19 protein-coding genes, 1 tRNA gene and 1 other RNA gene are annotated in these 26,726 nt (G+C 52.5%); 17 read left to right on the top strand and 4 right to left on the bottom strand.

Features of this window, described 5'->3' with window-relative positions; all coding sequences use genetic code 11:
* Positions 1-154 precede the first annotated feature (154 nt).
* From SK38_RS21025 to SK38_RS20975, 11 genes are all read left to right on the top strand, one after another.
* Positions 155-856 carry an autotransporter outer membrane beta-barrel domain-containing protein gene (locus tag SK38_RS21025; protein WP_020996061.1) on the top strand — a complete coding sequence of 234 codons (702 nt, stop codon included), beginning with the start codon at positions 155-157 and terminating at the stop codon, positions 854-856.
* Between the two features lie 251 nt (positions 857-1,107).
* Complete coding sequence (locus tag SK38_RS21020) at positions 1,108-2,310, top strand: L-lactate MFS transporter (RefSeq protein WP_048236983.1); 1,203 nt, start codon at positions 1,108-1,110, stop codon at positions 2,308-2,310.
* A 210-nt stretch (positions 2,311-2,520) separates the two neighbouring features.
* Positions 2,521-4,215, top strand: coding sequence for a kdo(2)-lipid A phosphoethanolamine 7''-transferase (gene eptB / locus SK38_RS21015; RefSeq protein ID WP_032945323.1), 1,695 nt, complete (start codon positions 2,521-2,523; stop codon positions 4,213-4,215).
* Between the two features lie 91 nt (positions 4,216-4,306).
* Positions 4,307-4,383, top strand: a tRNA-Pro gene (locus SK38_RS21010).
* A 34-nt stretch (positions 4,384-4,417) separates the two neighbouring features.
* A non-coding RNA gene (locus tag SK38_RS24490) (RtT sRNA) lies at positions 4,418-4,550 on the top strand.
* A gap of 830 nt (positions 4,551-5,380) precedes the next feature.
* The gene (dppA, locus tag SK38_RS21000) at positions 5,381-6,988 is read left to right on the top strand and encodes a dipeptide ABC transporter periplasmic-binding protein DppA (RefSeq protein ID WP_003827414.1); all 1,608 of its coding nucleotides are present in this window, start codon (positions 5,381-5,383) and stop codon (positions 6,986-6,988) included.
* Between the two features lie 166 nt (positions 6,989-7,154).
* Positions 7,155-8,174 carry a dipeptide ABC transporter permease DppB gene (dppB, locus tag SK38_RS20995; protein WP_048236982.1) on the top strand — a complete coding sequence of 340 codons (1,020 nt, stop codon included), beginning with the start codon at positions 7,155-7,157 and terminating at the stop codon, positions 8,172-8,174.
* Between the two features lie 9 nt (positions 8,175-8,183).
* Positions 8,184-9,086: a dipeptide ABC transporter permease DppC gene (dppC, locus tag SK38_RS20990; RefSeq protein ID WP_003024315.1), complete on the top strand. Its 903-nt coding sequence runs from the start codon at positions 8,184-8,186 to the stop codon at positions 9,084-9,086.
* Between the two features lie 10 nt (positions 9,087-9,096).
* Positions 9,097-10,080 carry a dipeptide ABC transporter ATP-binding protein gene (dppD, locus tag SK38_RS20985; protein ID WP_048236981.1) on the top strand — a complete coding sequence of 328 codons (984 nt, stop codon included), beginning with the start codon at positions 9,097-9,099 and terminating at the stop codon, positions 10,078-10,080.
* Positions 10,077-11,081, top strand: a complete 1,005-nt coding sequence (dppF, locus tag SK38_RS20980) for a dipeptide ABC transporter ATP-binding subunit DppF (protein ID WP_008786417.1) — start codon at positions 10,077-10,079, stop codon at positions 11,079-11,081. Before dppD ends, dppF begins: the two co-directional genes overlap by 4 nt.
* A 176-nt stretch (positions 11,082-11,257) precedes the next feature.
* Positions 11,258-12,460, top strand: a complete 1,203-nt coding sequence (locus SK38_RS20975) for a sigma-54 interaction domain-containing protein (RefSeq protein WP_048227290.1) — start codon at positions 11,258-11,260, stop codon at positions 12,458-12,460.
* 35 nt (positions 12,461-12,495) lie between these two features.
* Here the strand turns inward: SK38_RS20975 and SK38_RS20970 are convergent, their stop codons facing one another.
* On the bottom strand, positions 12,496-13,794 hold the full coding sequence (locus SK38_RS20970) for an aromatic amino acid transport family protein (RefSeq protein WP_043018665.1): 1,299 nt from the start codon (positions 13,792-13,794) through the stop codon (positions 12,496-12,498).
* Positions 13,795-13,911: 117 nt separating this feature from the next.
* On the bottom strand, positions 13,912-15,108 hold the full coding sequence (gene megL, locus SK38_RS20965) for a methionine gamma-lyase (RefSeq protein WP_048236980.1): 1,197 nt from the start codon (positions 15,106-15,108) through the stop codon (positions 13,912-13,914).
* A 425-nt stretch (positions 15,109-15,533) separates the two neighbouring features.
* Between megL and SK38_RS25055 the strand changes: the two genes are divergently transcribed.
* From SK38_RS25055 to SK38_RS20945, 4 genes are all read left to right on the top strand, one after another.
* The gene (locus SK38_RS25055; RefSeq protein ID WP_003827426.1) at positions 15,534-15,641 is read left to right on the top strand and encodes a type I toxin-antitoxin system toxin Ldr family protein; all 108 of its coding nucleotides are present in this window, start codon (positions 15,534-15,536) and stop codon (positions 15,639-15,641) included.
* A 226-nt stretch (positions 15,642-15,867) separates the two neighbouring features.
* Positions 15,868-17,874 carry a biofilm formation regulator HmsP gene (gene hmsP / locus SK38_RS20955; RefSeq protein ID WP_075553079.1) on the top strand — a complete coding sequence of 669 codons (2,007 nt, stop codon included), beginning with the start codon at positions 15,868-15,870 and terminating at the stop codon, positions 17,872-17,874.
* A 157-nt stretch (positions 17,875-18,031) separates the two neighbouring features.
* A complete protein-coding gene (gene dctA, locus SK38_RS20950) occupies positions 18,032-19,318 on the top strand; it encodes a C4-dicarboxylate transporter DctC (RefSeq protein ID WP_008786411.1) in 1,287 nt (428 codons plus the stop codon).
* 221 nt (positions 19,319-19,539) lie between these two features.
* Entirely contained in the window at positions 19,540-21,033 is a 1,494-nt protein-coding gene (locus tag SK38_RS20945) for a M16 family metallopeptidase (RefSeq protein WP_032945317.1), read from the top strand.
* Between the two features lie 99 nt (positions 21,034-21,132).
* Here SK38_RS20945 and SK38_RS20940 read toward each other — a convergent pair whose 3' ends face one another.
* Complete coding sequence (locus SK38_RS20940; protein WP_048236978.1) at positions 21,133-22,062, bottom strand: 2-dehydro-3-deoxygluconokinase; 930 nt, start codon at positions 22,060-22,062, stop codon at positions 21,133-21,135.
* Positions 22,063-22,292: 230 nt separating this feature from the next.
* On the opposite strand from SK38_RS20940, the gene pdeH reads away from it, so the two are divergent.
* Positions 22,293-23,060 (top strand): cyclic-guanylate-specific phosphodiesterase, encoded by a 768-nt coding sequence (gene pdeH, locus SK38_RS20935; RefSeq protein ID WP_008786408.1) that lies wholly within the window; start codon positions 22,293-22,295, stop codon positions 23,058-23,060.
* A 78-nt stretch (positions 23,061-23,138) separates the two neighbouring features.
* Positions 23,139-25,199, top strand: a complete 2,061-nt coding sequence (locus SK38_RS20930) for an AsmA family protein (protein ID WP_032945315.1) — start codon at positions 23,139-23,141, stop codon at positions 25,197-25,199.
* Positions 25,200-25,282: 83 nt separating this feature from the next.
* Here SK38_RS20930 and SK38_RS20925 read toward each other — a convergent pair whose 3' ends face one another.
* A complete protein-coding gene (locus SK38_RS20925; protein WP_048236977.1) occupies positions 25,283-26,605 on the bottom strand; it encodes an MFS transporter in 1,323 nt (440 codons plus the stop codon).
* Between the last annotated feature and the right edge of the window lie 121 nt (positions 26,606-26,726).

The following is a 26,726-nucleotide window of genomic DNA, read 5'->3' as shown; positions in this document are numbered from 1 at the left end:
TTCCTCGCTGTTTTTACTGGCGTAAAAATTTCATTCGGCCCGCCTTGACGCGCCAGCTAAAAAGACAATATTTAATACAGGGCCAGATGGGCCCATATCCTTCATACAATGACAATAATATTGCCGAATTCGGCTCTTTTCTGGAGTCGCGTTGATGATTATAAGAAACAGTAGTGGTCATCAGAGGTTAACTCTGGTGAGCGTTGTAGTTTGTGCGCTGTCCATCAATACAGCATATGGCTGGCAACAAGAATATATCGTTGATGCGATGTCAGGGCATACGGCTGAACGTTATACATGGGACAGCGATCACCAACCACGTTATAACGACATTCTGGAAGAACGTATTCGTTCCACTCAGAACGTGGCGGGTCCCGTGGTGAATCTGGCGGATGAGACGCCTATGGATGCGACCAGCGGCATGAGTATGGGCTGGAACTTCCCGCTTTCAAGGCAGGTGACAACTGGTCCGGTTGCCGCGCTGCATTATGATGGTTCAACCACATCTACTTACAACGAATTTGGCGATAGCGCGACTTCGGTAACGCAGAACGATCCGCTGTGGCATGCCAGCGTGAGCTCGTTGGGCTGGCGAGTCAATTCGCAGTTCGGTGATGTGCGACCGTGGGCGCAAATCAGCTATAACCAGCAGTTTGGCGAGAATATCTGGAAGGCGCAGTCGGGTCTCAGCCGCATGTCAGCAGCGGGTCAGGATGGTAACTGGGTGGATGTCACCGTCGGTGCGGATATGCTGTTGAACCCGCACATGGCGGCTTACGCAGCGCTTTCGCAGGCGGAAAACAGTACCAACAACAGCGACTATATGTACACCATGGGAGTGAGCGCCAAATTTTAACGTAAGTAATCAGCATATAAACATCTTGATTACATGTTGAGATCAACAATCACACGCACTCCAGCGATAGCGTGTACTAACTCATGCGATAAAATTCAGTAACCCGACTTTTTGTCTCGTCATTCATTCCGCATTCCAGGCATTTCATTCCGTCCTGGCGGCATTTCATGCCGTTTTCTCCTGCTCATAAAAGCGCTTCGGTATGGTTGTTGGCAGAGAATTTCCCATTTTGTTTATGCAGGAAGACTGCCATGAAAACTTCTGATTATCAGCGTACCCGCTGGCTGACACTGATCGGCACCATCATTACCCAATTTGCTTTAGGTTCTGTTTATACCTGGAGCCTGTTTAACGGTGCGCTCTCTTCTAAGCTTAATGCGCCGGTGAGTCAGGTTGCCTTTTCCTTTGGCCTGCTGAGCCTCGGGCTGGCAATTTCTTCTTCCGTCGCCGGGAAACTGCAGGAACGTTTTGGCGTGAAACGCGTCACCATGGCCTCCGGTATTTTACTGGGTGTCGGCTTCTTCTTAACCGCCCACTCTGACAGCCTGATTATGCTGTGGCTGAGCGCCGGTGTATTGGTCGGTCTGGCGGATGGCGCAGGCTACCTGTTAACACTTTCCAACTGTGTAAAATGGTTCCCTGAGCGTAAAGGGCTGATTTCCGCCTTTGCCATCGGTTCTTACGGTCTTGGCAGCCTCGGTTTTAAATTCATCGACAGCCAACTGTTGAGCACTGTGGGTCTGGAAAAAACCTTCATGATTTGGGGCGCGATTGTGCTGGTGATGATCGTCTTTGGCTCCACGCTGATGAAAGACGCGCCGAATCAGGAAGTGAAAACGAAAAATGGCGTGGTTGAGAATGACTACACCCTGGCGCAGTCCATGCGTAAACCGCAGTACTGGATGCTGGCAGTGATGTTCCTGACGGCGTGTATGAGTGGGCTGTATGTGATTGGCGTGGCGAAAGATATTGCACAAAGCCTGGCGCATATGGATGTGGCAACGGCGGCAAATGCGGTTACCGTCATTTCTATCGCTAACCTGTCAGGTCGTCTGGTTCTGGGGATTCTGTCCGACAAAATCTCTCGTATTCGCGTTATCACCATTGGGCAGGTCGTTTCGCTGGTCGGTATGGCGGCACTGCTGTTCGCCCCGCTGAATGATGCGACCTTCTTCGCGGCGATTGCCTGCGTAGCATTTAACTTTGGCGGTACCATCACCGTGTTCCCGTCACTGGTGAGCGAGTTCTTCGGTTTGAATAACCTGGCTAAAAACTACGGCGTCATTTACTTAGGTTTCGGTATCGGCAGCATTTGTGGTTCCATTATCGCCTCGCTGTTCGGCGGTTTCTATGTGACCTTCTGCGTTATCTTTGCGCTGTTAATTATCTCGCTGGCACTCTCTACCACCATCCGCCAGCCACAGCGTAGCGTATATACCGAGGCGCACGCCTAAACCTATTAGTAGTCTGATTAATACCTGGCGCATATATTTACAAAAATATATGCGTCATTTGCATTCTCCATAAGCACTTTTTCCCCCTCCTGTGGTCTACTTACCCGCGCCCGTAGACATTTCACTTCTGCTGTTGTCGCATTTTCCCCTGCCTGGTCTGTTTGACTACTGCTCAGGGTGTTTTAATCCCGATTCCCAGGGTTTGTTTGCATGAGATATATTAAGTCGATGACGCAGCAGAAACTCAGTTTCCTGCTGGCAATCTATATCGGTTTGTTTATGAACTGTGCTGTATTTTTCCGGCGCTTTAGCGGATATGCACACGAGTTTACCGTCTGGAAAGGACTCTCTGCGGTTGTTGAATTAGCCGGCACTGTGCTGGTGACCTTCTTTTTACTACGACTTCTCTCTTTATTTGGTCGGCGCGCCTGGCGTGTCCTGACAACGTTAGTGGTGCTGTGTTCTGCCGGTGCCAGCTATTACATGACCTTCCTGAACGTGGTAATTGGTTACGGTATTATTGCCTCCGTAATGACCACGGATATTGATTTATCGAAAGAAGTGGTTGGCTGGCATTTTGTAGTGTGGCTGGTTTCGGTCAGCATTTTACCGTTGGTTCTGATTTGGAGTAATCGCTGCCGCTATACCCTGATGAAACAGATCCGTACGCCTGGTATGAGATGGCGCAGCGTGGCGGTAGTTTTACTGGCTGGTCTGATGGTATGGGTCCCGATTCGCCTGCTGAGCATGCAACAGAGAAGCGTTGAGCGAGCAACGGGAATCGATTTACCCAGCTATGGCGGGGTAGTGGCGAATTCCTATCTGCCGTCAAACTGGCTCTCCGCGCTGGGTCTGTACGCCTGGGCACAGGTGGATGAATCCTCAGACAACAAATCGTTGATGAACCCGGCGAAGAAGTTTACCTATGTTGCCCCCAAAAACCTCGACGACACCTATGTGGTCTTTATTATCGGCGAAACGACCCGCTGGGATCATATGGGAATTTTTGGCTATGAGCGCAATACCACGCCAAGGCTCGCCCAGGAGAAAAATCTGGCCGCCTTCCGTGGATATTCCTGTGATACGGCAACCAAACTTTCGCTGCGTTGCATGTTTGTGCGTGAGGGTGGGGCAGAAGAAAACCCGCAGCGTACTCTGAAAGAACAAAACGTCTTCTCCGTGCTCGGCCAGTTAGGGTTCAAGACCGATCTTTACGCGATGCAAAGCGAGATGTGGTTCTACAGTAACACCATGGCGGAGAACATCGCCTATCGTGAGCAGATTGGCGCAGAGCCGCGCAACCGTGGCAAGAACGTTGACGATATGCTGTTGATTACCGAGATGCAGCAGTCTCTGCAAAATAATGAAGATGGTGGCAAGCATCTAATTATTCTGCATACCAAGGGCTCGCATTTTAACTACACCCAGCGCTATACCCGTGATTATGCGCAGTGGAAGCCGGAATGTGTCAATGTTGATAGCGGTTGCTCGAAAGCTGAGATGATCAACTCATTCGATAACTCGGTAACCTATGTTGATCACTTTATTACCAAAGTGTTTGATCAGCTACGCGATAAGAAAGCGATCGTGTTTTACGCCGCCGATCACGGTGAGTCGATTAACGAGCGCGAGCACCTGCACGGTACGCCGCGTAAAATGGCGCCACCTGAGCAGTTCCGCGTTCCTATGATGGTGTGGATGTCTGACAAATATCTGGAAGACCCCGACCATGCGAAGGCGTTTGCACATCTGAAGCAAGAAGCTGATATGAAGGTGCCGCGTCGTCATGTGGAACTGTACGACACCATTTTGGGTTGCCTCGGCTATACCTCGCCAAATGGTGGTATTAACGAGAATAATAACTGGTGTCGTATCCCGGACGCGAATAAGGCTACAGCCCAGTAACTGAGCTGCTGACTTTCTCGCCGATCAAATGGCATTTTGATACTAAGGGATTGACGGGCGCGCAGCTGAGCAGTAAGATGCGCCCCGCATTCGGTGATTGGCGCAGCCTGGTAGCGCACTTCGTTCGGGACGAAGGGGTCGGAGGTTCGAATCCTCTATCACCGACCAAATTAGAAAAGCCCGCTCTCTGAGCGGGCTTTTTGCATTCCGGAATCCACGAGGATGAGAACCTCCGGGGGCAAGAGGTTCGACTCGAGCGTAGCGAGAGAACGTTGCGTCAGCAACGGCCCGCAGGGCGAGCCACGCAGTGGCGAGTAATCCTCTATCACCGACCAAATTAGAAAAGCCCGCTCTCTGAGCGGGCTTTTTGCATTTGTGGCTTTTGTAGGCCTGATAAGCGAAGCGCCATCAGGCAAAACATCACGCTATAACAGATATTGCCGGATGCGGCGCAAGCGCCTTATCCGGCCTACAGGCGAAGCGGCATCAGGCAAAACATCACGCTATAACAGACATTGCCGGATGGCGGCGCAAGCGCCTTATCCGGCCTACAGGCGAAGCGCTGGCAGGGCGTATTTTGTGTTTTTCCGACCCCACGTTTGACCTTCATTTTATCTGCAAAAATTGTGCACCACTTCCCACTGACTGTTAACGATTCTGTGACATATTCCATTGCCTTTTTTTATATTTGCTTGAAACTTTTTTTGCGCTACTTATGGCTGAAGCTGGCATTTTCCGCTGTGCGCTTTAACGTTCATGGTATTAATCGCTCAGATATGCAGCATTAATTTAGAAAGTTTGAATAAATTGCATAAATGTTAATCACCAAATGTTGCGAAATATGAAGATGTTTATTCTGGCATAGTGCGCGTAGCACAAATTTCCCTGCTGAAAATGTCCTTCCGCACTTTTTTTAATCTTTGTTTGCGAATTCTCACCGTTGGCGTAAATCACGGTGACCTGTATTGACGTTTTCACATTCTGTTGACAGATTGTAGGGTATGAGGGGCATTTCATGGAGAATCCGCACTGCAACTCAGTCGCTTATGTGAACGGAATCCCCATCCTCTTAACGCCGACCCGGCCGGGTAAAAAACAAAAAAGGCCAGGCGGTGCAAACCCACTGCAAAGGGTAAAACAACAAACATCACATTGGAGCAGAAGAATGAGTATTTCCTTGAAGAAGTCAGGGATGCTGAAGCTTGGTCTGAGCCTGGTGGCTATGACCGTCGCAGCAAGCGTACAGGCTAAAACTCTGGTTTATTGTTCAGAAGGATCTCCTGAAGGCTTTAACCCGCAGCTTTTCACCTCTGGCACCACCTATGATGCCAGCTCCGTACCGATCTATAACCGCCTGGTCGAGTTCAAAACCGGTACGACTGAAGTGATCCCGGGCCTTGCTGAGAAGTGGGAAATCAGCGAAGACGGCAAAACCTATACCTTCCACCTGCGTCAGGGCGTGAAGTGGCAGGACAACAAAGAATTTAAACCGACGCGCGATTTTAACGCCGATGACGTGGTGTTCTCTTTCGATCGTCAGAAAAATGCCCAGAACCCGTACCACAAAGTCTCTGGCGGCAGCTATGAATACTTCGAAGGGATGGGTCTGCCGGATCTGATCTCCGAAGTGAAAAAAGTGGACGATAAAACCGTTCAGTTCGTGCTGACTCGCCCGGAAGCGCCGTTCCTGGCTGACCTGGCGATGGACTTCGCTTCTATTCTTTCCAAAGAATATGCTGACAACATGCTGAAAGCCGGTTCTCCGGAGAAAGTGGATCTGAACCCAATTGGTACCGGTCCGTTCCAGCTGCAGCAGTACCAGAAAGACTCCCGTATTCTGTATAAAGCATTCGAAGGTTACTGGGGCACCAAGCCGCAGATCGACCGTCTGGTCTTCTCCATTACGCCTGACGCTTCCGTGCGTTACGCCAAACTGCAGAAGAACGAGTGCCAGGTGATGCCGTACCCGAACCCGGCAGACATCGCGCGCATGAAGCAGGATAAAAACATCAACCTGATGGAACAGGCGGGTCTGAACGTTGGCTACCTCTCTTTCAACACCGAGAAAAAACCGTTTGATGACGTGAAAGTCCGTCAGGCGCTGACCTACGCGGTAAACAAAGAAGCGATCATCAAAGCGGTTTATCAGGGCGCTGGCGTTGCCGCGAAAAACCTGATCCCGCCGACCATGTGGGGCTATAACGACGACGTTAAAGACTACACCTACGATCCTGAGAAGGCCAAAGCGCTGCTGAAGGAAGCTGGTCAGGACAAAGGCTTTACCGTTGAGCTGTGGGCTATGCCGGTACAGCGTCCATATAACCCGAACGCACGTCGTATGGCAGAAATGGTTCAGGCTGACTGGGCGAAAATTGGCGTTCAGGCCAAGATTGTGACCTACGAGTGGGGCGAGTATCTGAAACGCGCCAAAGCGGGTGAGCATCAGGCGGTGATGATGGGCTGGACCGGTGACAACGGGGATCCGGACAACTTCTTCGCGACCTTGTTCAGCTGTGCGGCAGCGAAAGACGGTTCCAACTACTCTCGCTGGTGCTACAAGCCGTTTGAAGACCTGATCCAGCCGGCGCGTGCGACCGACGATCACAACAAACGTATTGAACTGTACAAGCAAGCTCAGGTTGTTATGCACGACCAGGCTCCGGCTCTGATTGTTGCTCACTCCACCGTGTACGAACCAGTGCGTAAAGAAGTGAAAGGCTATGTGGTTGATCCATTAGGCAAACACCACTTCGAAAACGTCTCTGTCGAATAATTAAAAGCAATTAAGGAAGCGCTGCGCCCCGGTGTTGTGTAGGCCGGATAAGCGCAGCGCCCTCCGGCGTAATGCTTTACCCGCGATGCAGTTTGCGTGGGATAAGATTTGTGAGCAATACAGACTCACGGTTCCAGGCCGTGCGTCATTAGAGAGAATCCGGGTTATGTTGCAGTTCATTCTCCGACGTTTGGGACTCGTCATCCCCACGTTTATCGGTATCACTCTTCTCACCTTTGCCTTTGTCCATATGATCCCCGGCGATCCGGTTATGATCATGGCGGGTGAACGTGGGATCTCCCCTGAGCGTCATGCTCAACTGTTGGCTGAACTCGGTCTGGATAAGCCGATGTGGCAGCAGTACCTCCACTATATCTGGGGGGTTATGCATGGTGATTTAGGTATCTCACTGAAAAGCCGCTTACCGGTGTGGGAAGAGTTCGTACCTCGCTTCAAAGCAACGCTGGAACTCGGCGTCTGCGCGATGATTTTCGCCGTCGCAGTGGGTATCCCAGTGGGTGTACTTGCTGCCGTTAAGCGCGGCTCCATTTTCGATCACACGGCAGTTGGCCTGGCGCTGACCGGTTACTCTATGCCGATTTTCTGGTGGGGCATGATGCTGATCATGCTGGTTTCCGTGCAGTGGAACCTGACGCCAGTTTCTGGGCGCGTGAGCGACATGGTGTTCCTTGATGATTCCAATCCGCTAACCGGCTTTATGCTTATCGACACCGCCATCTGGGGTGAAGAGGGCAACTTTATCGATGCGTTTGCGCATATGGTCCTGCCTGCGATGGTGCTGGGTACCATTCCTCTGGCGGTCATTGTGCGTATGACCCGTTCATCGATGCTGGAAGTGCTGGGTGAAGATTACATCCGTACCGCGCGCGCCAAAGGCCTGACTCGTATGCGCGTCATCATTATTCACGCTCTGCGCAACGCAATGCTGCCTGTGGTGACCGTTATCGGCCTGCAGGTTGGTACGTTGCTGGCCGGGGCGATCCTGACCGAGACCATCTTCTCGTGGCCGGGACTGGGGCGCTGGCTGATCGATGCGCTGCAACGCCGCGATTATCCGGTGGTGCAGGGCGGGGTGCTGCTGGTCGCGACGATGATTATCCTCGTCAACCTGCTGGTAGACCTGCTGTACGGCGTGGTGAACCCGCGTATTCGGCATAAGAAGTAAGGGGCCATCATGTCACAGGTTACTGAAAATAAAGTTATTGCTGCACCGGTGCCGATGACTCCGCTGCAGGAGTTCTGGCACTATTTTAAACGCAACAAAGGTGCGGTTGTTGGGCTGGTGTACGTTGTGGTGATGATCCTGATTGCGGTCTTTGCCAACGTCCTCGCACCCTACAACCCGGCAGACCAGTTCCGCGATACGCTGCTGGCTCCTCCCGCGTGGCAGGAAGGCGGTACCATGGCGCATCTGTTTGGTACTGATGATGTAGGCCGCGACGTGCTGTCCCGCCTGATGTACGGTGCGCGTCTGTCGCTGTTGGTCGGCTGTCTGGTGGTAGTACTCTCCCTGCTGATGGGCGTGGTTCTTGGGCTGATCGCCGGTTACTTTGGCGGGATTGTCGATAACGTCATCATGCGTGTGGTCGATATCATGCTGGCATTGCCGAGCCTGTTGCTGGCACTGGTGCTGGTGGCTGTATTTGGCCCCTCGATTGGCAACGCCGCGCTGGCGCTGACGTTCGTGGCATTGCCGCACTATGTCCGTTTGACGCGCGCCGCCGTGCTGGTGGAGGTTAACCGCGACTACGTCACCGCATCTCGCGTGGCGGGAGCCGGCGCGATGCGCCAGATGTTCGTCAACATTCTTCCTAACTGTCTTGCGCCGCTGATTGTTCAGGCGTCGCTTGGCTTCTCTAACGCCATTCTCGATATGGCTGCCCTCGGCTTCCTGGGGATGGGCGCACAGCCGCCTACGCCGGAATGGGGCACCATGCTCTCTGACGTTCTGCAGTTTGCCCAAAGCGCCTGGTGGGTTGTGACCTTCCCGGGGCTGGCGATCCTGTTGACGGTGCTGGCATTTAACCTGATGGGTGACGGTCTGCGTGACGCGCTCGATCCCAAACTGAAGCAGTAAGAGGTTCGAGATGGCGTTATTAAATGTAGATAAATTATCGGTGCATTTCGGCGACGTAGGTTCCGAATTCCGCGCCGTAGACCGCATTAGCTACAGTGTGAATCAGGGTGAAGTGGTTGGCATTGTAGGAGAGTCCGGCTCTGGTAAGTCCGTCAGTTCGCTGGCGATTATGGGACTGATTGACTACCCAGGCCGCGTTATGGCCGAAAATCTGGAGTTTAATGGTCGCGACCTGAAGCGCATCTCTGAGAAAGAGCGTCGCCAGTTAGTGGGTGCGGAAGTGGCGATGATCTTCCAGGACCCGATGACCAGCCTTAACCCCTGCTACACCGTCGGCTACCAGATTATGGAAGCCATTAAAGTGCACCAGGGCGGCAACAAAAAAACGCGTGTTCAGCGGGCAATAGACCTGCTGACGCTGGTGGGAATTCCCGATCCGGCCTCACGTCTGGATGTATATCCGCACCAGTTGTCCGGTGGGATGAGTCAGCGCGTGATGATCGCGATGGCGATAGCCTGTCGTCCGAAACTGCTGATTGCCGACGAACCGACAACGGCGTTGGATGTGACTATTCAGGCGCAGATCATCGAGCTACTGCTGGAATTGCAGCAAAAAGAGAACATGGCGCTGGTCTTAATCACGCACGATCTGGCGCTGGTGGCTGAAGCGGCACACAAAATCATCGTGATGTACGCCGGCCAGGTGGTAGAAACCGGAGCCGCGCAGGATATCTTTCGCGCGCCGCGTCATCCTTACACCCAGGCGCTACTGCGCGCGCTGCCTGAGTTTGCTCAGGATAAAGCACGTCTGGCCTCGCTGCCGGGCGTGGTTCCCGGGAAATATGACCGCCCGAGCGGCTGTTTGCTGAACCCTCGCTGCCCCTATGCGACCGACAAATGCCGCGCTGAAGAACCTGAACTGAACCTGCTGGAAGGCGGTCGTCAGTCGAAATGCCACTACCCACTTGATGATGCCGGGAGGCCTGGGCTATGAGTACGCAAAAGGCCACTTTGTCACAGCCGCTGTTGCAGGCTATTGATCTGAAAAAACACTACCCGGTGAAAAAGGGCATGTTCGCCCCAGAGCGCCTGGTGAAAGCGCTGGACGGCGTCTCCTTTACCTTAGAACGCGGTAAAACGCTGGCGGTGGTAGGCGAGTCGGGCTGTGGGAAATCCACCCTTGGCCGCCTGCTGACGATGATTGAAGTCCCGACCGGCGGTGAGCTGTATTACCAGGGACAGGATCTGCTTAAGCACGACCCGCAGGCGCAAAAGCTGCGTCGGCAGAAAATCCAGATTGTATTCCAGAACCCGTACGGTTCCCTGAACCCGCGTAAAAAAGTGGGACAGATTCTGGAAGAGCCGCTGCTGATCAACTCCACGCTCAGCAAAGAGGAACGTCGTGAAAAAGCGCTGGCGATGATGGCGAAAGTGGGGCTGAAAACCGAACACTACGACCGCTATCCGCATATGTTCTCCGGCGGTCAGCGTCAGCGTATTGCCATCGCTCGCGGTCTGATGCTTGACCCGGACGTGGTGATTGCCGATGAACCGGTCTCAGCGCTGGACGTTTCGGTGCGTGCGCAGGTGCTGAATCTGATGATGGATTTGCAGCAGGAACTGGGGCTGTCATACGTCTTTATCTCGCACGACCTGTCGGTGGTTGAGCACATTGCCGATGAAGTGATGGTGATGTATTTAGGCCGCTGCGTGGAGAAAGGGACGAAGGACCAAATCTTCAATAATCCGCGTCATCCGTACACGCAAGCGCTGCTCTCCGCAACGCCGCGTCTGAACCCGGACGATCGCCGTGAGCGTATCAAGCTGACCGGTGAACTGCCAAGCCCGCTGAATCCGCCGCCGGGCTGCGCGTTTAACGCCCGCTGCCGTCGTCGCTTTGGTCCGTGTACCCAGCTTCAGCCGCAGTTGAAAGATTACGGCGGTCAACTGGTGGCGTGTTTTGCCGTTGACCAGGATGAGAACCCACAGCAATAAACCTGGGTTATGACCCGATAACCGGAGCCTTGTGCTCCGGTTTTTTTATATTTTCTCTTTACGTCCACAATGTGAGTCCTTTGGCAGAACATTATTCCACAGCGTCTAGAATGTAGTCAGATTCCCTCTAGTCACAAAAATATCTATTTCGCAGTTGCTAACTACCAGGAGCAAATGTGGTCACGATACGCTGGGATATTAAAACAATTGATCGTCTGTCGATGGTTGAGGATGTCCTGAAGGAATTTTCCTGCTGTGATATCAATATCATCTCCATGAAAGTCACGCCTGGGCGGATCCTGATTAAATCCTGGTGCCGCCAGCTACAGGATATTTCCTGTGTGCAATCCTGTTTAAGCCAGCGCGCCGATATTATTCATGTCGCTTACCTCTGTGAGGAGATAAGTGAGCTGTCAACGCCGGAGCCGGAACGGCCGCGCTATTTCTCTGACATTATTTGCAGCAGCCAGAGCATGCACGCGCTTATCGAAAAGGCGATAAAAATTGCCGACAGCAAATATACCGTTCTGATCCGTGGCGATACGGGGACCGGTAAAGAGCTGCTGGCCCGGGCTATCCATAATTCCGGGCAGCGACGTTTTTATCCGTTTATTCCGGTCAACTGCTCTGCGCTACCTGAGTCGCTAATGGAGAGTGAATTCTTTGGCTATGAGAAAGGGGCTTTCAGCGGTGCGGATTGTAAAGGCAAAAAAGGGCTGTTTGAAATGGCCGATAAAGGCACCCTTTTTCTCGATGAGTTTGGCGAAATGTCGCTGAGCTTACAGGCTAAACTCCTGCGCGTGCTTCAGGATGGCGGGATTCGGCGCGTTGGCGGGGCACAAATTATTCCGGTCAATGTGCGCATTATTGTGGCAACCAATGCCAATCTGGAAGAGATGGTGGAACAACGTCTGCTGCGCGCCGATCTCTATTACCGCATCAACGTGCTTTCACTGACCATTCCACCTTTGCGCGAGCGCCCACAAGATATCAGCCTGCTGATTCGCCACTTTGTGCAGAAATACGCGAAGGAATTCCAGCGGCGGATCATTCTGGATAAAGCCTGTTTTGATGCCCTGCACCATCACACCTGGCCGGGAAACGTGCGCGAACTGGAAAATACCATTATTCGCCTGATGCTGATGGCGGAATCCGATGTCATTACGCGGGAAGAATTAGGGATGGTGAATTTGCCTGCCGTTGAGCGGGGCGCGACAGAACGTCCTTTTAAAGAGCAGGTTCTGTGTGCTGAACGCCAGCTCATTGAACAGATGGTGGAAGATAATGTGTCGTCACGGCATATCGCCAAAGCGCTGGGCGTGTCGCACACCACGGTGCTGAATAAAATTCGCGGCTATCAGCTGGAGAGTGTAGGTTAAGCGCCGCCAGCGTCTGACGGCGCGATATACATGGGTTATTCAATCAGCTTCAATAAGGGCGACAGGCACAGCAGAATTCCGTACAGCAGGATCAACCAGGTTTTCAGTCCGCGCAGTTTTTCCAGTTGCGTTACTTTATAGATCAGGAAGAACGGAATAATACACGACACAATCCCGTAAAGCGGGCTACCTAACTGGAAGAACACCAGTACCGATACGCGAAATGACACCCAAATGACCAGGGTGATAACAATAAAGGTGCAAATACCCAGCGTAAGCACCAACGGATTAATTTTCTCAACGTCAATGACGCGGCTCAGAACGTTGAGAATAATACCTTTGATCGCTTCGTGGAATCCCAGATAAATACCAAAGAACGCGGTTAATACGGCGAAGATATTTAATACCGTTGAGGTGATATGAATAATCTGCCCAGGAATGACCTGAGCCGCCAGCGCCAGTGCTGAAATATTTTGTTCGAAAGCCGAAACGGCCTCTTCATGGCTAATGGAAAAGGTAAAAGAGAAGGAGAAAAACAGAATGACAGCAATCAGAGTAATGTAACTGATGCGATGCGTACGGATTGCCATACGCGTAGCCAGCACCCGGTCCGCCACCCGTTTGCGGTAGGCGATGTTCATTGGGTTCAACACCTGAATAAACACCGCCGAGAAGAAGCAGAACGGGATGGTTAGCAGTACATCACGAAAGAAGACCGATGCTTCAGGGAAGGCGCTGATATTAGCGAAGTTCCAGTGCGGAACCATCGCAAAACCAAATACGATGATGATACCCACTTTGACCACCACCATCGGGCCGGAGATTTTGAACAGCAGTTTTTCTCCCCCGGAAGCAATGGCGACCAGCACGGCAAAAATGGCCACTTTATAGATTATCGACTGCGAAAGATCGGCCTCGGTCAAGCCGAAGGTTTTGATATATGAGGCGCTGTCAAAAACCACGGATAAGGAATAAATAAATATGCCGTGAATAATCATCAGAAAATAGATGACGCCAAGAAATACGCCCCAGTTTTTTCCCAGATAATGACTTATAATATCCGTGTAGTCATTACAGGTTTCGCTTTCTGATAATGTTTTTAAATAAATATCCTGCACAATATAAGTTGCCGGATAAGCAATAATAAAGGCAACGATAAATACCCAAATGCCTGTTAAGCCAATTTGTACCGGCATCAGTACCGTTCCGGCACCAATGGCCATGCCGATGCACAGTAATACCCAGCCAAAATCGTATTTCGTAAACGGTATTTTTTTTGAGAATGGTACGGCGGTTGCTGTATTGTTGCTTAATTGTAATGTGTTGTCCTGCATAGAACCCCCTGCCCAAAATACACGTTCTCCCCGAAAGAGGATCGCGTGTATTGCCAGACTGTTGTGCCTTGATTCTCAACAACCTGAACCGAACGACGTCGGTTCAGGCCATATTGGTCAGAATGTTGCCTTTCTGATGGCGTGTTCAAGGTCGTTAATAATATCTTCTGGATCTTCAAGACCCACAGAAAGACGGATAAGCCCGTCGGTAATACCTGCTTTGAGCCGTTCCTCAGGTGCAACGGGCGAATGTGTCATAGACGCTGGGTGCTGAATGAGGGTTTCGGTATCACCGAGACTGACCGCGAGGAGGCACAATTCTACAGAATTGATCATCCGCCTACCAGCCTCGAGGCCGCCGGCGATTTCGAAGCTGATAATTCCACCTGGCAGGCTCATTTGCCGCTGGCCCAGCTCATACTGCGGATGCGAAGTCAGGCCAGGATAATACACCCGAGTAATAGATGGATGCCCTTCGAGGAAGCGGGCGATTTTCAGCGCATTTTCACAGTGGCGTTCCATACGAATGCCCAGCGTTTTAACGCCGCGCAGTGTTAACCACGCATTGAAAGGACTCATGCAGCCGCCGGTGATATCTTTCAGGCCTACAAACCGCGCCTGGTCGATAAACTCCTGCTTACCAACAATGATGCCGCCAATCACATCCCCGTGACCATTGATATATTTGGTGACGCTGTGAACCACAATATCCGCGCCCAGTTGCAAAGGCTGCTGACAGTACGGCGACATAAAGGTGTTATCCACCACCAGCAATGCGCCCTGTTGATGGGCGATACCGGCCACCGTTTCAATGTCGACCAGCGACAGCGTTGGGTTGGCGGGCGTTTCGATATACACAACTTTGGTTTCTGGTCGCATGGCGGCGCGGATTTCTTCAGGCTTTGCCGCGTCGACAAAGCTGACGTTAATCCCAAACTTCGGCATGCTGTGCGACAAAAACGCATGGGTGCAGCCGTAAATCGCGCTGGCGGAAACGATATGGTCACTCTGCTGGCAAAGCGTCAACAGCGTTGTGGTGATAGCTGAAATACCGGACGCGGTTGCCAACCCGGCTTCACCTCTTTCCAGTACCGCCAGCTTTTTCTCCAGCGCATCGGTGGTGGGGTTACCCAAGCGGGTGTAAATGTACCCGGACTCTTCGAGCGCAAAGCGGGCGGCACCTTGTTCGGCGCTGTCAAAAACAAACGTTGAGGTCTGGAAAATAGGCGTACTAAGCGCGCCAGTTGAAGGGTCGGGTTGTTGCCCCGCGTGAACGATCTGGGTGTTGAATCCGTAAGTACGACAGTCAGACATGATATCTCCTTTAATTCGGAACAGAACAGCTCACAGTCAAATAGCAATCGCTGTGCCAGAAAATGAACTGATAGATATCAATGTGTTATGTTTTTGTCTGAACTAATGGTCGGCAGGAATGTTGCCAACTGGAAAGAATCTTTCCAGCGTGCTGGTAAGAAAATGGGTGAATTGCGAGGCGCTACGCAGAGCGCAATATTGCGCAGTGATATGGCAAGTGGGCTGCCGTAGAATCAGCGGCAAGCCGGGAATTCCCGGTGAGGCGCAATGTTGCGGGGGCTTGATCCCCGGCGGCATCGGTTGCTGGAAAGAGAAAACCCCCGCACGTTGTTCGGTATAAACCAGGCAACAAGACGGGGGCTAACTTGACTCCAGACAAGTTAAGGATAGCCGCGAACAGTTGCCATTGCAACACAGGCGGCTATATGACGCTCGCACAGTTAGGCGTGGCCTTCTGGCACGATTTAGCGGCTCCAATCATCGCTGGCACCATTGCCAGCCTGATTGTGAGCTGGCTGCGTAACAGGAAGTAATGCGCTTTGTGGGCGTCTGCCTGCCGTGATGGCAACATGCGCCCGAACCAGGCCGCAGGGGGCAACCTTGCGGCCTATTTCGGCTTAAATGCAGATAAATCTCGTCGCCAGGTGCCTATCCTGTCGCGATAATGCACGCTGGGAAGTTTTCAGATACCGCCTCTCTTAATACCGCTACGATCGGGTATACTCTGACGGCAGTTTCGTCTATCCGTGGAGAGTCAGTTTGCGTGTCAGTCGCTCGTTAACAATTAAGCAGATGGCAATGGTTGCGGCCGTTGTTATGGTGTTCGTTTTTATTTTTTGCACCGTTTTGTTGTTCCATCTGGTCCAGCAAAACCGCTATAACACGGCTACGCAACTGGAAAGTATCGCTCGCTCCGTCCGTGAGCCTCTGTCGGACACTATCCTGAAAGGGGATATTCCCGAAGCGGAAGCCATTTTAAAAAGTATTCGGCCAGCGGGCGTGGTAAGTCGCGCCGATGTGGTGCTGCCCAATCAGTTTCAGGCGTTGCGGATGAGCTTTATCCCTGAACGCCCCGTTCCTGTTACGGTGACTCGCCTGTTTGAGCTTCCGGTACAAATTTCGCTGCCGATCTATTCTCTTGAGCGTTCAGCTAACCCGCAACCGCTGGCGTATCTGGTACTGCAGGCGGATTCGTACCGCATGTACAAATTCGTGATGAGTACGCTCTCGACGTTAGTGACCATTTACTTACTTTTGTCGTTAATACTGACCGTCGCCATCTCCTGGTGCATTAACCGCTTGATTGTGCACCCCTTACGTAAAATTGCCCGTGAGCTGAACGATATCCAACAGCAGGATCTGATTGGCTATCAACTGGCATTGCCGCGTCTACATCAGGATGATGAGATTGGTATGCTGGTGCGTAGCTACAATCTTAATCAGCAGTTGATTCAGCGACATAGCGAAGAGCAAAGCGACTTTGCAATGCGTTTCCCGGTTTCCGAACTGCCCAATAAGTCGTTTTTAATGGGGTTGCTGGAGCAGGTTGTTACCCGCCAGCAGACGACGGCGCTGATGATTGTCACCTGCGAAACCCTACGTGACACCGCGGGGGTGTTAACTGAAACTCAGCGGGAAATCCTGCTGCTTACGCTGGTCGAAAAACTCAAGTCGGTATTAGCCCCCAGGATGGTGCTTTCCCAGGTGAGTGGCTATGACTTCGCCATCATCGCCCATGGTGTAAAAGAACCCTGGCACGCTATTACTCTAGGTCAGCAAGTACTCACTATCGTTAACGAGCGATTACCTATTCAGGGTATTCAACTGCGTCCTACCTGCAACATTGGGGTAGCAATGTTCTATGGTGATTTGACCGCAGAACAGCTTTACCGCCGCGCCCTGTCGGCCGTGTTAACCTCGCGCCATAAGGGTAAAAATCAAATTCAGTTCTTTGATCCGTTACAGATGGAAGAGGCGCAGCAGCGTTTGACGGAAGAGAACGATATTCTTACCGCGCTGGATAATCGTCAGTTCGCGCTTTGGATGCAGCCGCAGGTGGAAATGTCCAGCGGTAAGGTATTGAGCGCAGAAGCATTATTGCGGATGCAGCAGCCGGACGGAAGCTGGGAGCTGCCCGAAGGGTTAATCGACAGGATTGAGTCCTGCGGCCTGATGGTGACGGTTGGTTACTGGGTGTTGGAAGAGACGTGTCGCCAGCTGTCAGCGTGGCAGGAACGGGGTCTGATGCTGCCGCTGTCGGTGAATTTGTCCGCACTACAGCTGATGCACCCGAGTATGGTCTCGGACCTGCTGGAGTTGTTAAACCGCTATCGCATCAAGCCTGGTACGTTGATCCTGGAAGTGACTGAAAGCCGACATATCGATGATCCCCACGCCGCGGTGGCCATTTTGCGCCCATTGCGTAATGCGGGAGTACGTATCGCACTGGATGACTTTGGCATGGGGTATGCGGGCCTGCGACAGCTACAGCACATGAAGTCGCTACCGGTGGATGTCCTCAAAATCGATAAGATGTTTGTCGACGGAGTACCTGAGGATTGCAGCATGATCTCCGCCATCATTCAGTTGGCCCACAGCCTTAATTTGCAGATGATCGCCGAAGGTGTCGAAACCGAAGCGCAGCGTGAATGGCTATCACAAGCCGGGGTGGAAGTGGCACAAGGGTTCCTGTTTGCCCGACCGGTTCCGGCAAATATCTTCGAAGAACGTTATCTGGCGCCGGAAAGCGCTGATTACAAAAGTTAAAAAAGGTCTCGCTTGTGCGAGCCAGCTCAAAATTTTTAACATTTTTGTATCAATTATGATCCAGGTACATTTCTGTCAAGTTGTGTGGGTGTTACTTTAAGGCCGCAGGTTAAACAAAACCTTACAAGACCTGTGGTTTTTACTTTAAGGACACCCTATGAAAACCTCTATATTCAAAAGCCTTTACTTTCAGGTCCTGACAGCGATTGCCATTGGTATTCTCCTTGGCCATTACTACCCTGAATTAGGCGCCCAAATGAAACCGCTTGGTGATGCCTTCGTTAAGCTCATCAAGATGGTCATCGCACCTGTCATCTTCTGTACTGTCGTTACCGGCATTGCAGGCATGGAAAGTATGAAAGCCGTAGGCCGCACCGGTGCGGTTGCACTGCTTTATTTTGAAGTGGTCAGTACGATTGCGCTGATCATCGGTCTTATCATTGTTAACGTGGTGCAACCCGGTGCCGGGATGAACGTCGATCCGGCGACGCTGGATGCCAAAGCGGTTGCGATTTACGCCGAACAGGCAAAAGACCAGGGGATCGTAGGTTTCCTGATGGATATTATCCCGGCGAGCGTCATTGGCGCGTTTGCCAGCGGTAACATCCTGCAGGTATTGCTGTTTGCAGTAATGTTTGGTTTTGCGCTGCATCGTCTGGGCAGCAAGGGCCAGATGATTTTCAACGTGATTGAAAGTTTCTCGCAGGTTATTTTCGGCATCATCAATATGATCATGCGCCTGGCGCCTATCGGTGCTTTCGGTGCTATGGCCTTTACCATCGGTAAATATGGCGTCGGAACGCTGGTGCAACTGGGTCAGCTAATTATCTGCTTCTACATCACCTGTATTCTGTTTGTGGTGCTGGTGCTGGGTTCAATTGCGCGCGCAACCGGCTTCAGTATCTTTAAATTCATCCGCTATATCCGTGAAGAGCTGCTGATCGTTCTGGGTACTTCTTCTTCCGAGTCTGCGCTGCCGCGTATGCTCGATAAGATGGAAAAACTGGGCTGTCGGAAGTCGGTTGTCGGATTGGTTATACCCACGGGCTACTCGTTTAACCTTGATGGGACATCAATCTATCTGACTATGGCGGCGGTGTTTATCGCTCAGGCGACCAACAGCCACATGGATATCTTCCATCAGATAACCCTGTTGGTGGTGCTCCTGCTCTCCTCAAAAGGTGCAGCGGGTGTGACCGGGAGTGGCTTCATTGTTCTGGCCGCGACTATCTCTGCGGTGGGTCATTTACCGGTTGCTGGCCTGGCACTGATTCTTGGTATTGACCGCTTCATGTCTGAAGCCCGTGCGCTGACCAACCTGATTGGTAACGGTGTTGCAACTGTCGTTGTGGCTAAATGGGTGAAAGAATTGGATACCAAAAAGCTGGATGACACGCTGAATAATCGTGCGCCGGATGGCAAAACGCACGATTTATCCTCTTAATCTCGTCACTTATGCCCGTAGTCCCTTCCAGGACTGCGGGCGTTTGCGCATAATTACCCCCTGTGCCTGAAACCGTCGATTCGGCGGCTCGGGATTTTTTCACTTCTTCCGTGACATTTTTATGTTCTCGCGGTCTAACACGAAGTGTTTTTAACGTCATATTCAGAGAGTCCTTTCGAGGGCTGTCTTTTTATTTCCAGGATAGTTGATCAGGGGTTCACATGCAGGGCACAAAAATTCGACTTTTAGCGGGCGGCTTGCTGATGATGGCCACTGCCGGCTATGTGCAGGCAGATGCGCTCCAGCCTGATCCAGCGTGGCAACAGGGCACGCTGGCAAATGGTTTACAGTGGCAAGTGTTAGCCACTCCCCAGCGTCCGAGCGACCGTATTGAGGTTCGCCTGCTGGTCAATACCGGTTCACTCACCGAAAGTGCGCAACAGAGTGGTTTCAGCCATGCGATCCCGCGTATCGCGCTGACGCAAAGCGGTGGCCTCGATGCCACGCAAGCCCGTTCACTGTGGCAGCAGGGGTTCGATCCCAAACGTCCCATGCCGCCGGTTATCGTTTCCTATGATTCAACGCTGTATAACCTCAGTCTGCCTAACAGCCGTAACGACCTACTGAAAGAGTCACTTTCTTATCTGGCAAATATCTCCGGTAAACTGAGCATCACCTCTGAAACGGTCAATCATGCGCTGAATAGCGAAGACATGGTTGCAACCTGGCCGTCAGATACCAAAGAAGGGTGGTGGCGTTACCGTCTGAAGGGATCGACCCTGTTGGGGCACGATCCCGCCGATCCGCTGAAAACGCCGGTAGACGCGTCGAAAATTCAGTCTTTCTACCAGAAATGGTATACCCCGGACGCGATGACGCTGATCATCGTCGGTAACGTTGATGCACGCAGCGTAGCTGAGCAAATCAATAAAACCTTTGGCGAGTTAAAAGGAAAACGCGAAACGCCTGCACCGGTTCCCACGCTCTCTCCGCTGCGAGCAGAAGCCGTGAGTATTATGACCGATGCGGTACGCCAGGATCGCCTGTCTATTATGTGGGATACGCCGTGGCAGCCGATCCGTGAATCTGCCGCGCTGTTACGTTACTGGCGCGCTGATTTAGCTCGTGAGGCGCTGTTCTGGCACATTCAGCAAGAGCTAACCAAAAACAATGCCAAAGACATTGGCCTCGGATTTGACTGCCGGGTGCTGTTCCTGCGCGCGCAGTGCGCGATTAACGTTGAGTCGCCGAACGATAAGCTGAACGCCAATCTGGGTACGGTTGCGCGTGAGCTGGCGAAAGTGCGTGATAAGGGACTGCCGGAAGAAGAGTTCAATGCGCTGGTAGCGCAAAAGAATCTGGAACTGCAGAAGCTGTTTGCCACCTATGGTCGTACCGATACCGATATTTTGATCAGCCAGCGTTTGCGCTCGCTGCAAAATCAGGTGGTGGATATTGCGCCTGAACAGTACCAGCGTTTACGCCAGAGCTTCCTCAACAGCCTGAGCGTTGAGATGCTGAATCAGGACCTGCGTCAGCAGCTGTCGCAAGATATGGCGTTAATTCTGCTGCAGCCGAAGGGTGAACCTGAATTCAATATGAAGGATCTGCAGGCGACGTGGGATAGCATTATGGCGCCCGTTACCGCAGCGGCAACGTCTGTTGAAACGGATGAATCACACCCTGAAGTGACGGATATCCCGCCTGTACAGTAAAGGGTATCGTAACCTGTAAGCCGGGCAAGTGAAGCGCTCCCGGCTTACCCAGTGCCGGATGCGGCGTTAACGCCTTATCCGGCCTACAGGAACAATAAATTATTGCGGCATGGCGTCGCGGGGGATAATCGCCCCACGATGCTGAATGACGGTGCTTGCCGTCAGGTGGCCGCGTTTTGCGGCTTCGGCGGCATCGCCACCGGTCAGACGGACCGCCAGATACCCGGCGCTGAAGGAGTCTCCGGCCGCAGTGGTATCGATCACTTTCTCTTTCGGCAATTTAACGGCCGGAACGTCGATCAGTTCTTCGCCTGCAATGGAAACCAGGCAAGAGTCTGCGCCGCGCTTCACTACCACTTCCTGAACGCCAGCTGCGTGAGTACGGGCAATCACCTCGGCAACGGGTTTTTCACCCCACAGTGCGTCTTCATCGTCCAGCGTCAGGAATGCGATATTGGTGCATTCCAGCATCTGCTGATAAACCTGCTGGGTTTCTTCTTTGCTGCTCCACAGACGTGGGCGGTAGTTATTGTCAAAAATGACCTTTCCGCCGTTGGCACGGCATTCACGCAGCAACGACAGCAGCTTGTCACGGCTTGCCGGGCTTAAAATCGCCAGGCTGATTCCGCTCAGATACAAGTAGTCAAATGTCGCCAGTTCTTCGCAAATTGCGGCAGAGTGCTCGCTCTCCAGCCAGAATTTTGCGGCGGCTTCATTACGCCAGTAATAGAAGGTGCGCTCGCCAGTGCTGTCGGTCTCAATGTAGTAGAGACCTGGCAGGCGGTTTTCCATGCGCTGAGTTAATGAAGTGTCTACGTTTTCACCCTGCCAGGACTCCAGCATTTGTTGGCTAAAACTGTCGGTACCCAGTGCAGTCACATAGTGTACGGAAAGTGCCGCCGCATCGACCTGACGGGCGATATAAACGGATGTATTCAACGTGTCGCCACCGAATCCGCGCTGAACGTCAGCGCCTTTCTGTGACAGCTCAATCATGCATTCGCCAATCACGGCAATCTTTCTGGACATAGTCGTAACCTGCTCTGAAAAAAATTAGCGTTAGTGTGCGCTGTGGGTGTTAAGTGGTCAACTATATTAAAACATCGTTCCATTATTTTTTTGAGCCAGCACGTGTTCTGCGTTGTTTTTGCCGCTTAGTTTTTATTTTTGCGCACAGCTGAACGTAAAGTTCTTCGTCTGAGCGCCGATAACCTTTGACGAGTCCGGTCAGTCACACTCTTATTTACAGGACATCTCAGATGATAAAGCAGGTTACCCAGCAGCTCATTACGCCCGATGCGAGTATTGAAAGCTTGCTGGAAAGACGCTATTGGCTGCAGTGCGAGCGTGCTTACACCTACCAGCCAATTTACCAGACCAACGGACGGCTGATGGCCGTTGAACTGCTGACCGTCGTGAGCCATCCTGATAACCCTTCCCAACGTATTGCACCAGACCGCTATTTTGCTGAAGTGGCTGTACGGCATCGTGTTGATGTAGTGAAAGAGCAACTTCTGCAGCTTGAGCTGAAAGGGGGCTTTTTCAGAGCCAACAACCTGCTGGCTTCAGTGAATGTCGATGGACCAACACTCATTGCGATGCGTCAGGATCCCGAAATCCTGAAAATCATTGAAGGCCTGCCGTGGCTGCGTTTTGAGCTGGTGGAACATATCCGCTTGCCGAAGGGGTCGTCGTTCGCTTCAATGTGCGAGTTCGGCCCGCTCTGGCTGGATGACTTTGGTACCGGAATGGCGAACTTCTCGGCGCTTAGTGAAGTGAGTTATGACTATATCAAAGTGGCGCGGGATCTGTTCGTCATGCTGCGCAAGACGCCGGAGGGACGTAATCTCTTCACACTACTATTACAGCTCATGAACCGCTATTGCCGCGGTGTCATTGTCGAAGGCGTTGAAACGCTGGAAGAGTGGCGCGATGTGCAAAACTCACCGGCTTTCGCTGCGCAAGGCTATTTTCTCTCTCGTCCAGTGCCTCTGGATACGCTTGAAGAGGTGATCCTGTCGCTTTGATGAGGGCGTAGTGCACCTCCTTTTCATCCTGCTGGACTATCTTTAGGACAGGCAAGGAAGGAAGTAAGGAGGTTAGACATGACGAGAACAGGTAAAATAACCACTTCAGTAATAGGGGTTTTCTTGTTGTTGATCGTCGTACTCATCATTGTGATTGCGACATTTGACTGGAACCGGCTCAAACCGACCATCAACCAGAAAGTCTCTACAGAACTCAACCGGCCCTTTGCTATACGGGGTGACCTGGGCGTGGTTTGGGAACGCCAGAAGCAGGAAACTGGCTGGCGTAGCTGGGTTCCTTGGCCGCATGTTCATGCTGAAGATATTATCCTCGGCAACCCGCCAGATATTCCTGACGTCACCATGGTGCATCTGCCGCGTGTTGAAGCTACGCTCGCCCCGCTGGCACTGCTGACAAAAACCGTCTGGCTCCCGTGGGTCAAGCTGGTCAAACCCGATGCGCGGCTGATCCGCCTGTCGGAGAAAAACAATAACTGGACCTTTAACTTAGCTGGGGACGAAAACCGCGATCCTGATGCGCCGCCATCAGCATGGTCTTTCCGGCTGGATAACATTCTGTTCGACCAGGGACGTATCGCCATTAACGATAAGGTGACGAAGTCGGAGATTGAGATCCTGGTCGATCCGCTGGGTAAACCGTTACCCTTTAGCGAAGTGACCGGCGCAAAAGGTAAAGAGAGCAACGCCCGCGTCGAGGACTACGTGTTTGGGCTGAAAGCGCAAGGACGATATAACGGCGAACCGCTAAGCGGTAGCGGAAAAATAGGCGGAATGCTGGCGCTGCGTGGCGAAGATACGCCTTTCCCGATTCAGGCTGATTTCCGTTCGGGCAATACGCGCGTAGCGTTTATCGGCACGATAAACGATCCGATGAATATGGGCGGGGCGGATTTGCGGCTTAAATTCTCGGGAGATTCGCTAGGGGATTTGTACGATTTGACCGGCGTACTGCTCCCGGATACGCCGCCGTTTGAAACCGACGGACGTCTGGTGGCGAAAATTGACCCGGAAAAATCCTCTGTTTTTGATTATCGCGATTTCAATGGCCGCATTGGCGACAGCGATATTCACGGAACGCTGGCCTACACCACCGGTAAGCCGCGACCCATGCTGAAGGGCGATGTGGAATCACGCCAGCTGAGGCTGGCCGATTTGGGGCCGCTGATCGGGGTGGATTCAGGCAAAGGGGCGGAACGGGCAAAACAATCTGAACAGCGCAAAGGTGAGAAGAGCGTTCAGCCAGCGGACAAGGTCTTGCCGTATGACCGTTTTGAAACCGATAAATGGAACGTGATGGACGCTGACGTGCGTTTCAAAGGACGGCGTATTGAGCATGGCAGTAGCCTGCCGATCAGCGATCTCTCCACTCATATCATCCTGAAAAATGCTGACCTGCGCCTGCAACCGCTGAAATTTGGTCTTGCGGGAGGCAGCATTGTCTCCAGCATCCATCTGGAAGGGGATAAAAAGCCGATGCGGGGGCAGGCGGATATTCAGGCGCGGCGGCTGAAGCTAAAAGCGCTGATGCCCGATGTGGAACTGATGCAGAAAACGCTCGGTGAAATGAACGGGGACGCCCGGTTTAGCGGAAGTGGAAACTCGGTAGCGGCGCTGCTGGGTAACAGCAATGGCAACCTGAAACTGCTGATGAATGACGGCTTGATCAGCCGGAATCTGATGGAAATTGTGGGCTTGAATCTGGGGAACTATCTTGTCGGGCAGATATTTGGTGATGACGAAGTGCGGGTGAACTGCGCGGCGGCGAATCTGGATATTGTTAACGGCGTGGCGCGTCCGCAGATTTTTGCTTTCGACACGGAAAACGCAGTCATCAATGTCACTGGTACGGCAAGCTTTGCGTCGGAGCAACTGGATTTAACCATCGATCCGGAGAGCAAAGGGATTCGTATTATTACTCTGCGTTCGCCGCTGTATGTTCGCGGCACCTTTAAGAATCCGCAGGCTGGCGTGAAGGCCGGACCGCTGATTGCGCGCGGTGCGGTTGCTGCCGCATTAGCCACGTTAGTTACTCCCGCGGCAGCCTTGTTGGCGCTGATTTCGCCGTCAGAGGGTGACGCGAATCAGTGCCGGACGATCCTGTCACAGATGAAGAAGTGATGTCTGGCCGGATGTTTATCCGGCCTGGATTTCATGCTCAACCCAGGCCGGATAAGGTGGTTATGCCGCATCCGGCAAAAGAATTACAACGACTGATGGCGGGTTTCGTGGGTCAACAGCAGTGCAATCAGCGTCAATGCCGCCATCGATGCCAGATACGTACCAACAGCCGCCAGACCATAATTCGCCTGCAACCATGCAGCGATGTATGGGGCAACCGATGCGCCGAGAATCGACGAAACGTTGTACGAGAACGACGCCCCCGTGTAGCGCACTTCGGTCGGGAACAGCTCCGGCAGCAGTGCGCCCATCGGGCCAAATGTCAGACCCATCAGGCTTAAGCCCAGCAACAGGAAGGCGAACACCAGCACCGGATTGCCAGAGCCGAGCAGCGGTTTAAAGGCAAACAGCGCAAACAGAATGATCAGCGTGGTGATGATGAGCATGCTCTTGCGGCGACCAAACGCATCGGCCAGCAGGCCCGCCACCGGCACCATGATGCCAAAACCAATGACCGCCATCATCAGCATCCACAACACTTCATTACGCGGCAGGCCAAGCCCTACAGGCGCTGCGGCGGTACTGAACGTCATCGAATAGACGGTCATGATATAGAACAGCGTATAGGTCGCCAGCATGATGAACGTGCCGAGGATCGTCACGCGAACATGTTTTGTCAGTAGAGTACCCAGCGGGATTTTCACCTGTTTTTTCGCCGCGGCTACTTTGGCGAAAACCGGGGATTCATGCAATGAAACGCGGACGTACAGACCGATAATCACCAGCACCGCGGAGAAGATGAACGGTACGCGCCAGCCCCAGCTCATGAACTGTTCGTCGGTCAGCAGCCAGGAGAGCAGCAGAAAGGTACCGTTGGCGAAGAAGAAACCGATAGGCGCGCCCAGCTGAGGAAATGATCCGTACAGCGCGCGTTTGCGCGGTGGCGCGTTTTCCGTCGCCAGCAACGCTGCGCCGCCCCATTCACCGCCCAGACCTAAACCCTGACCAAAACGCGCCAGCGCCAGCAGCAGTGGGGCGAAAATGCCGATAGTTTCATAGCCCGGCAGCAGGCCAATGACGACTGTCGAGATCCCCATGGTAAGCAGTGAAGCAACCAGCGTGACTTTACGGCCGACGCGATCGCCGAAATGTCCGAACACCGCGGAACCGATTGGTCGGGCCACAAAGGCGATAGCAAAAGTGGCGAGGGATTGTAGCGTAGCCGCGGTCGGATCCCCCTGCGGGAAGAAGATATGGGGAAACACGATTACCGCGGCGGTGGCGTAAATATAGAAGTCGAAGAACTCAATGGCGGTGCCAATGAGCGAGGCGACGACAACTTTATTGCGCGAGTTGACCGGGGTGTGTTCCTGTTCGTTGTCGAGTGTTGTGGCTGTTGCTTGCATAATATTTTCTTATTTTTGGCCGAACGAAAGGTCATATTACGCACAGCAAAAGAGACATTTCAATCTGTAACAAACTTTGAGGTCGGTCAAAAATGGAGCAAAAAGGGGATAATTTTTAGGC

The organism is Citrobacter sp. MGH110 (assembly GCF_001037515.1).
GTDB lineage: Bacteria > Pseudomonadota > Gammaproteobacteria > Enterobacterales > Enterobacteriaceae > Citrobacter > Citrobacter portucalensis.
This window is presented reverse-complemented; position numbering and strand designations above follow the sequence as displayed.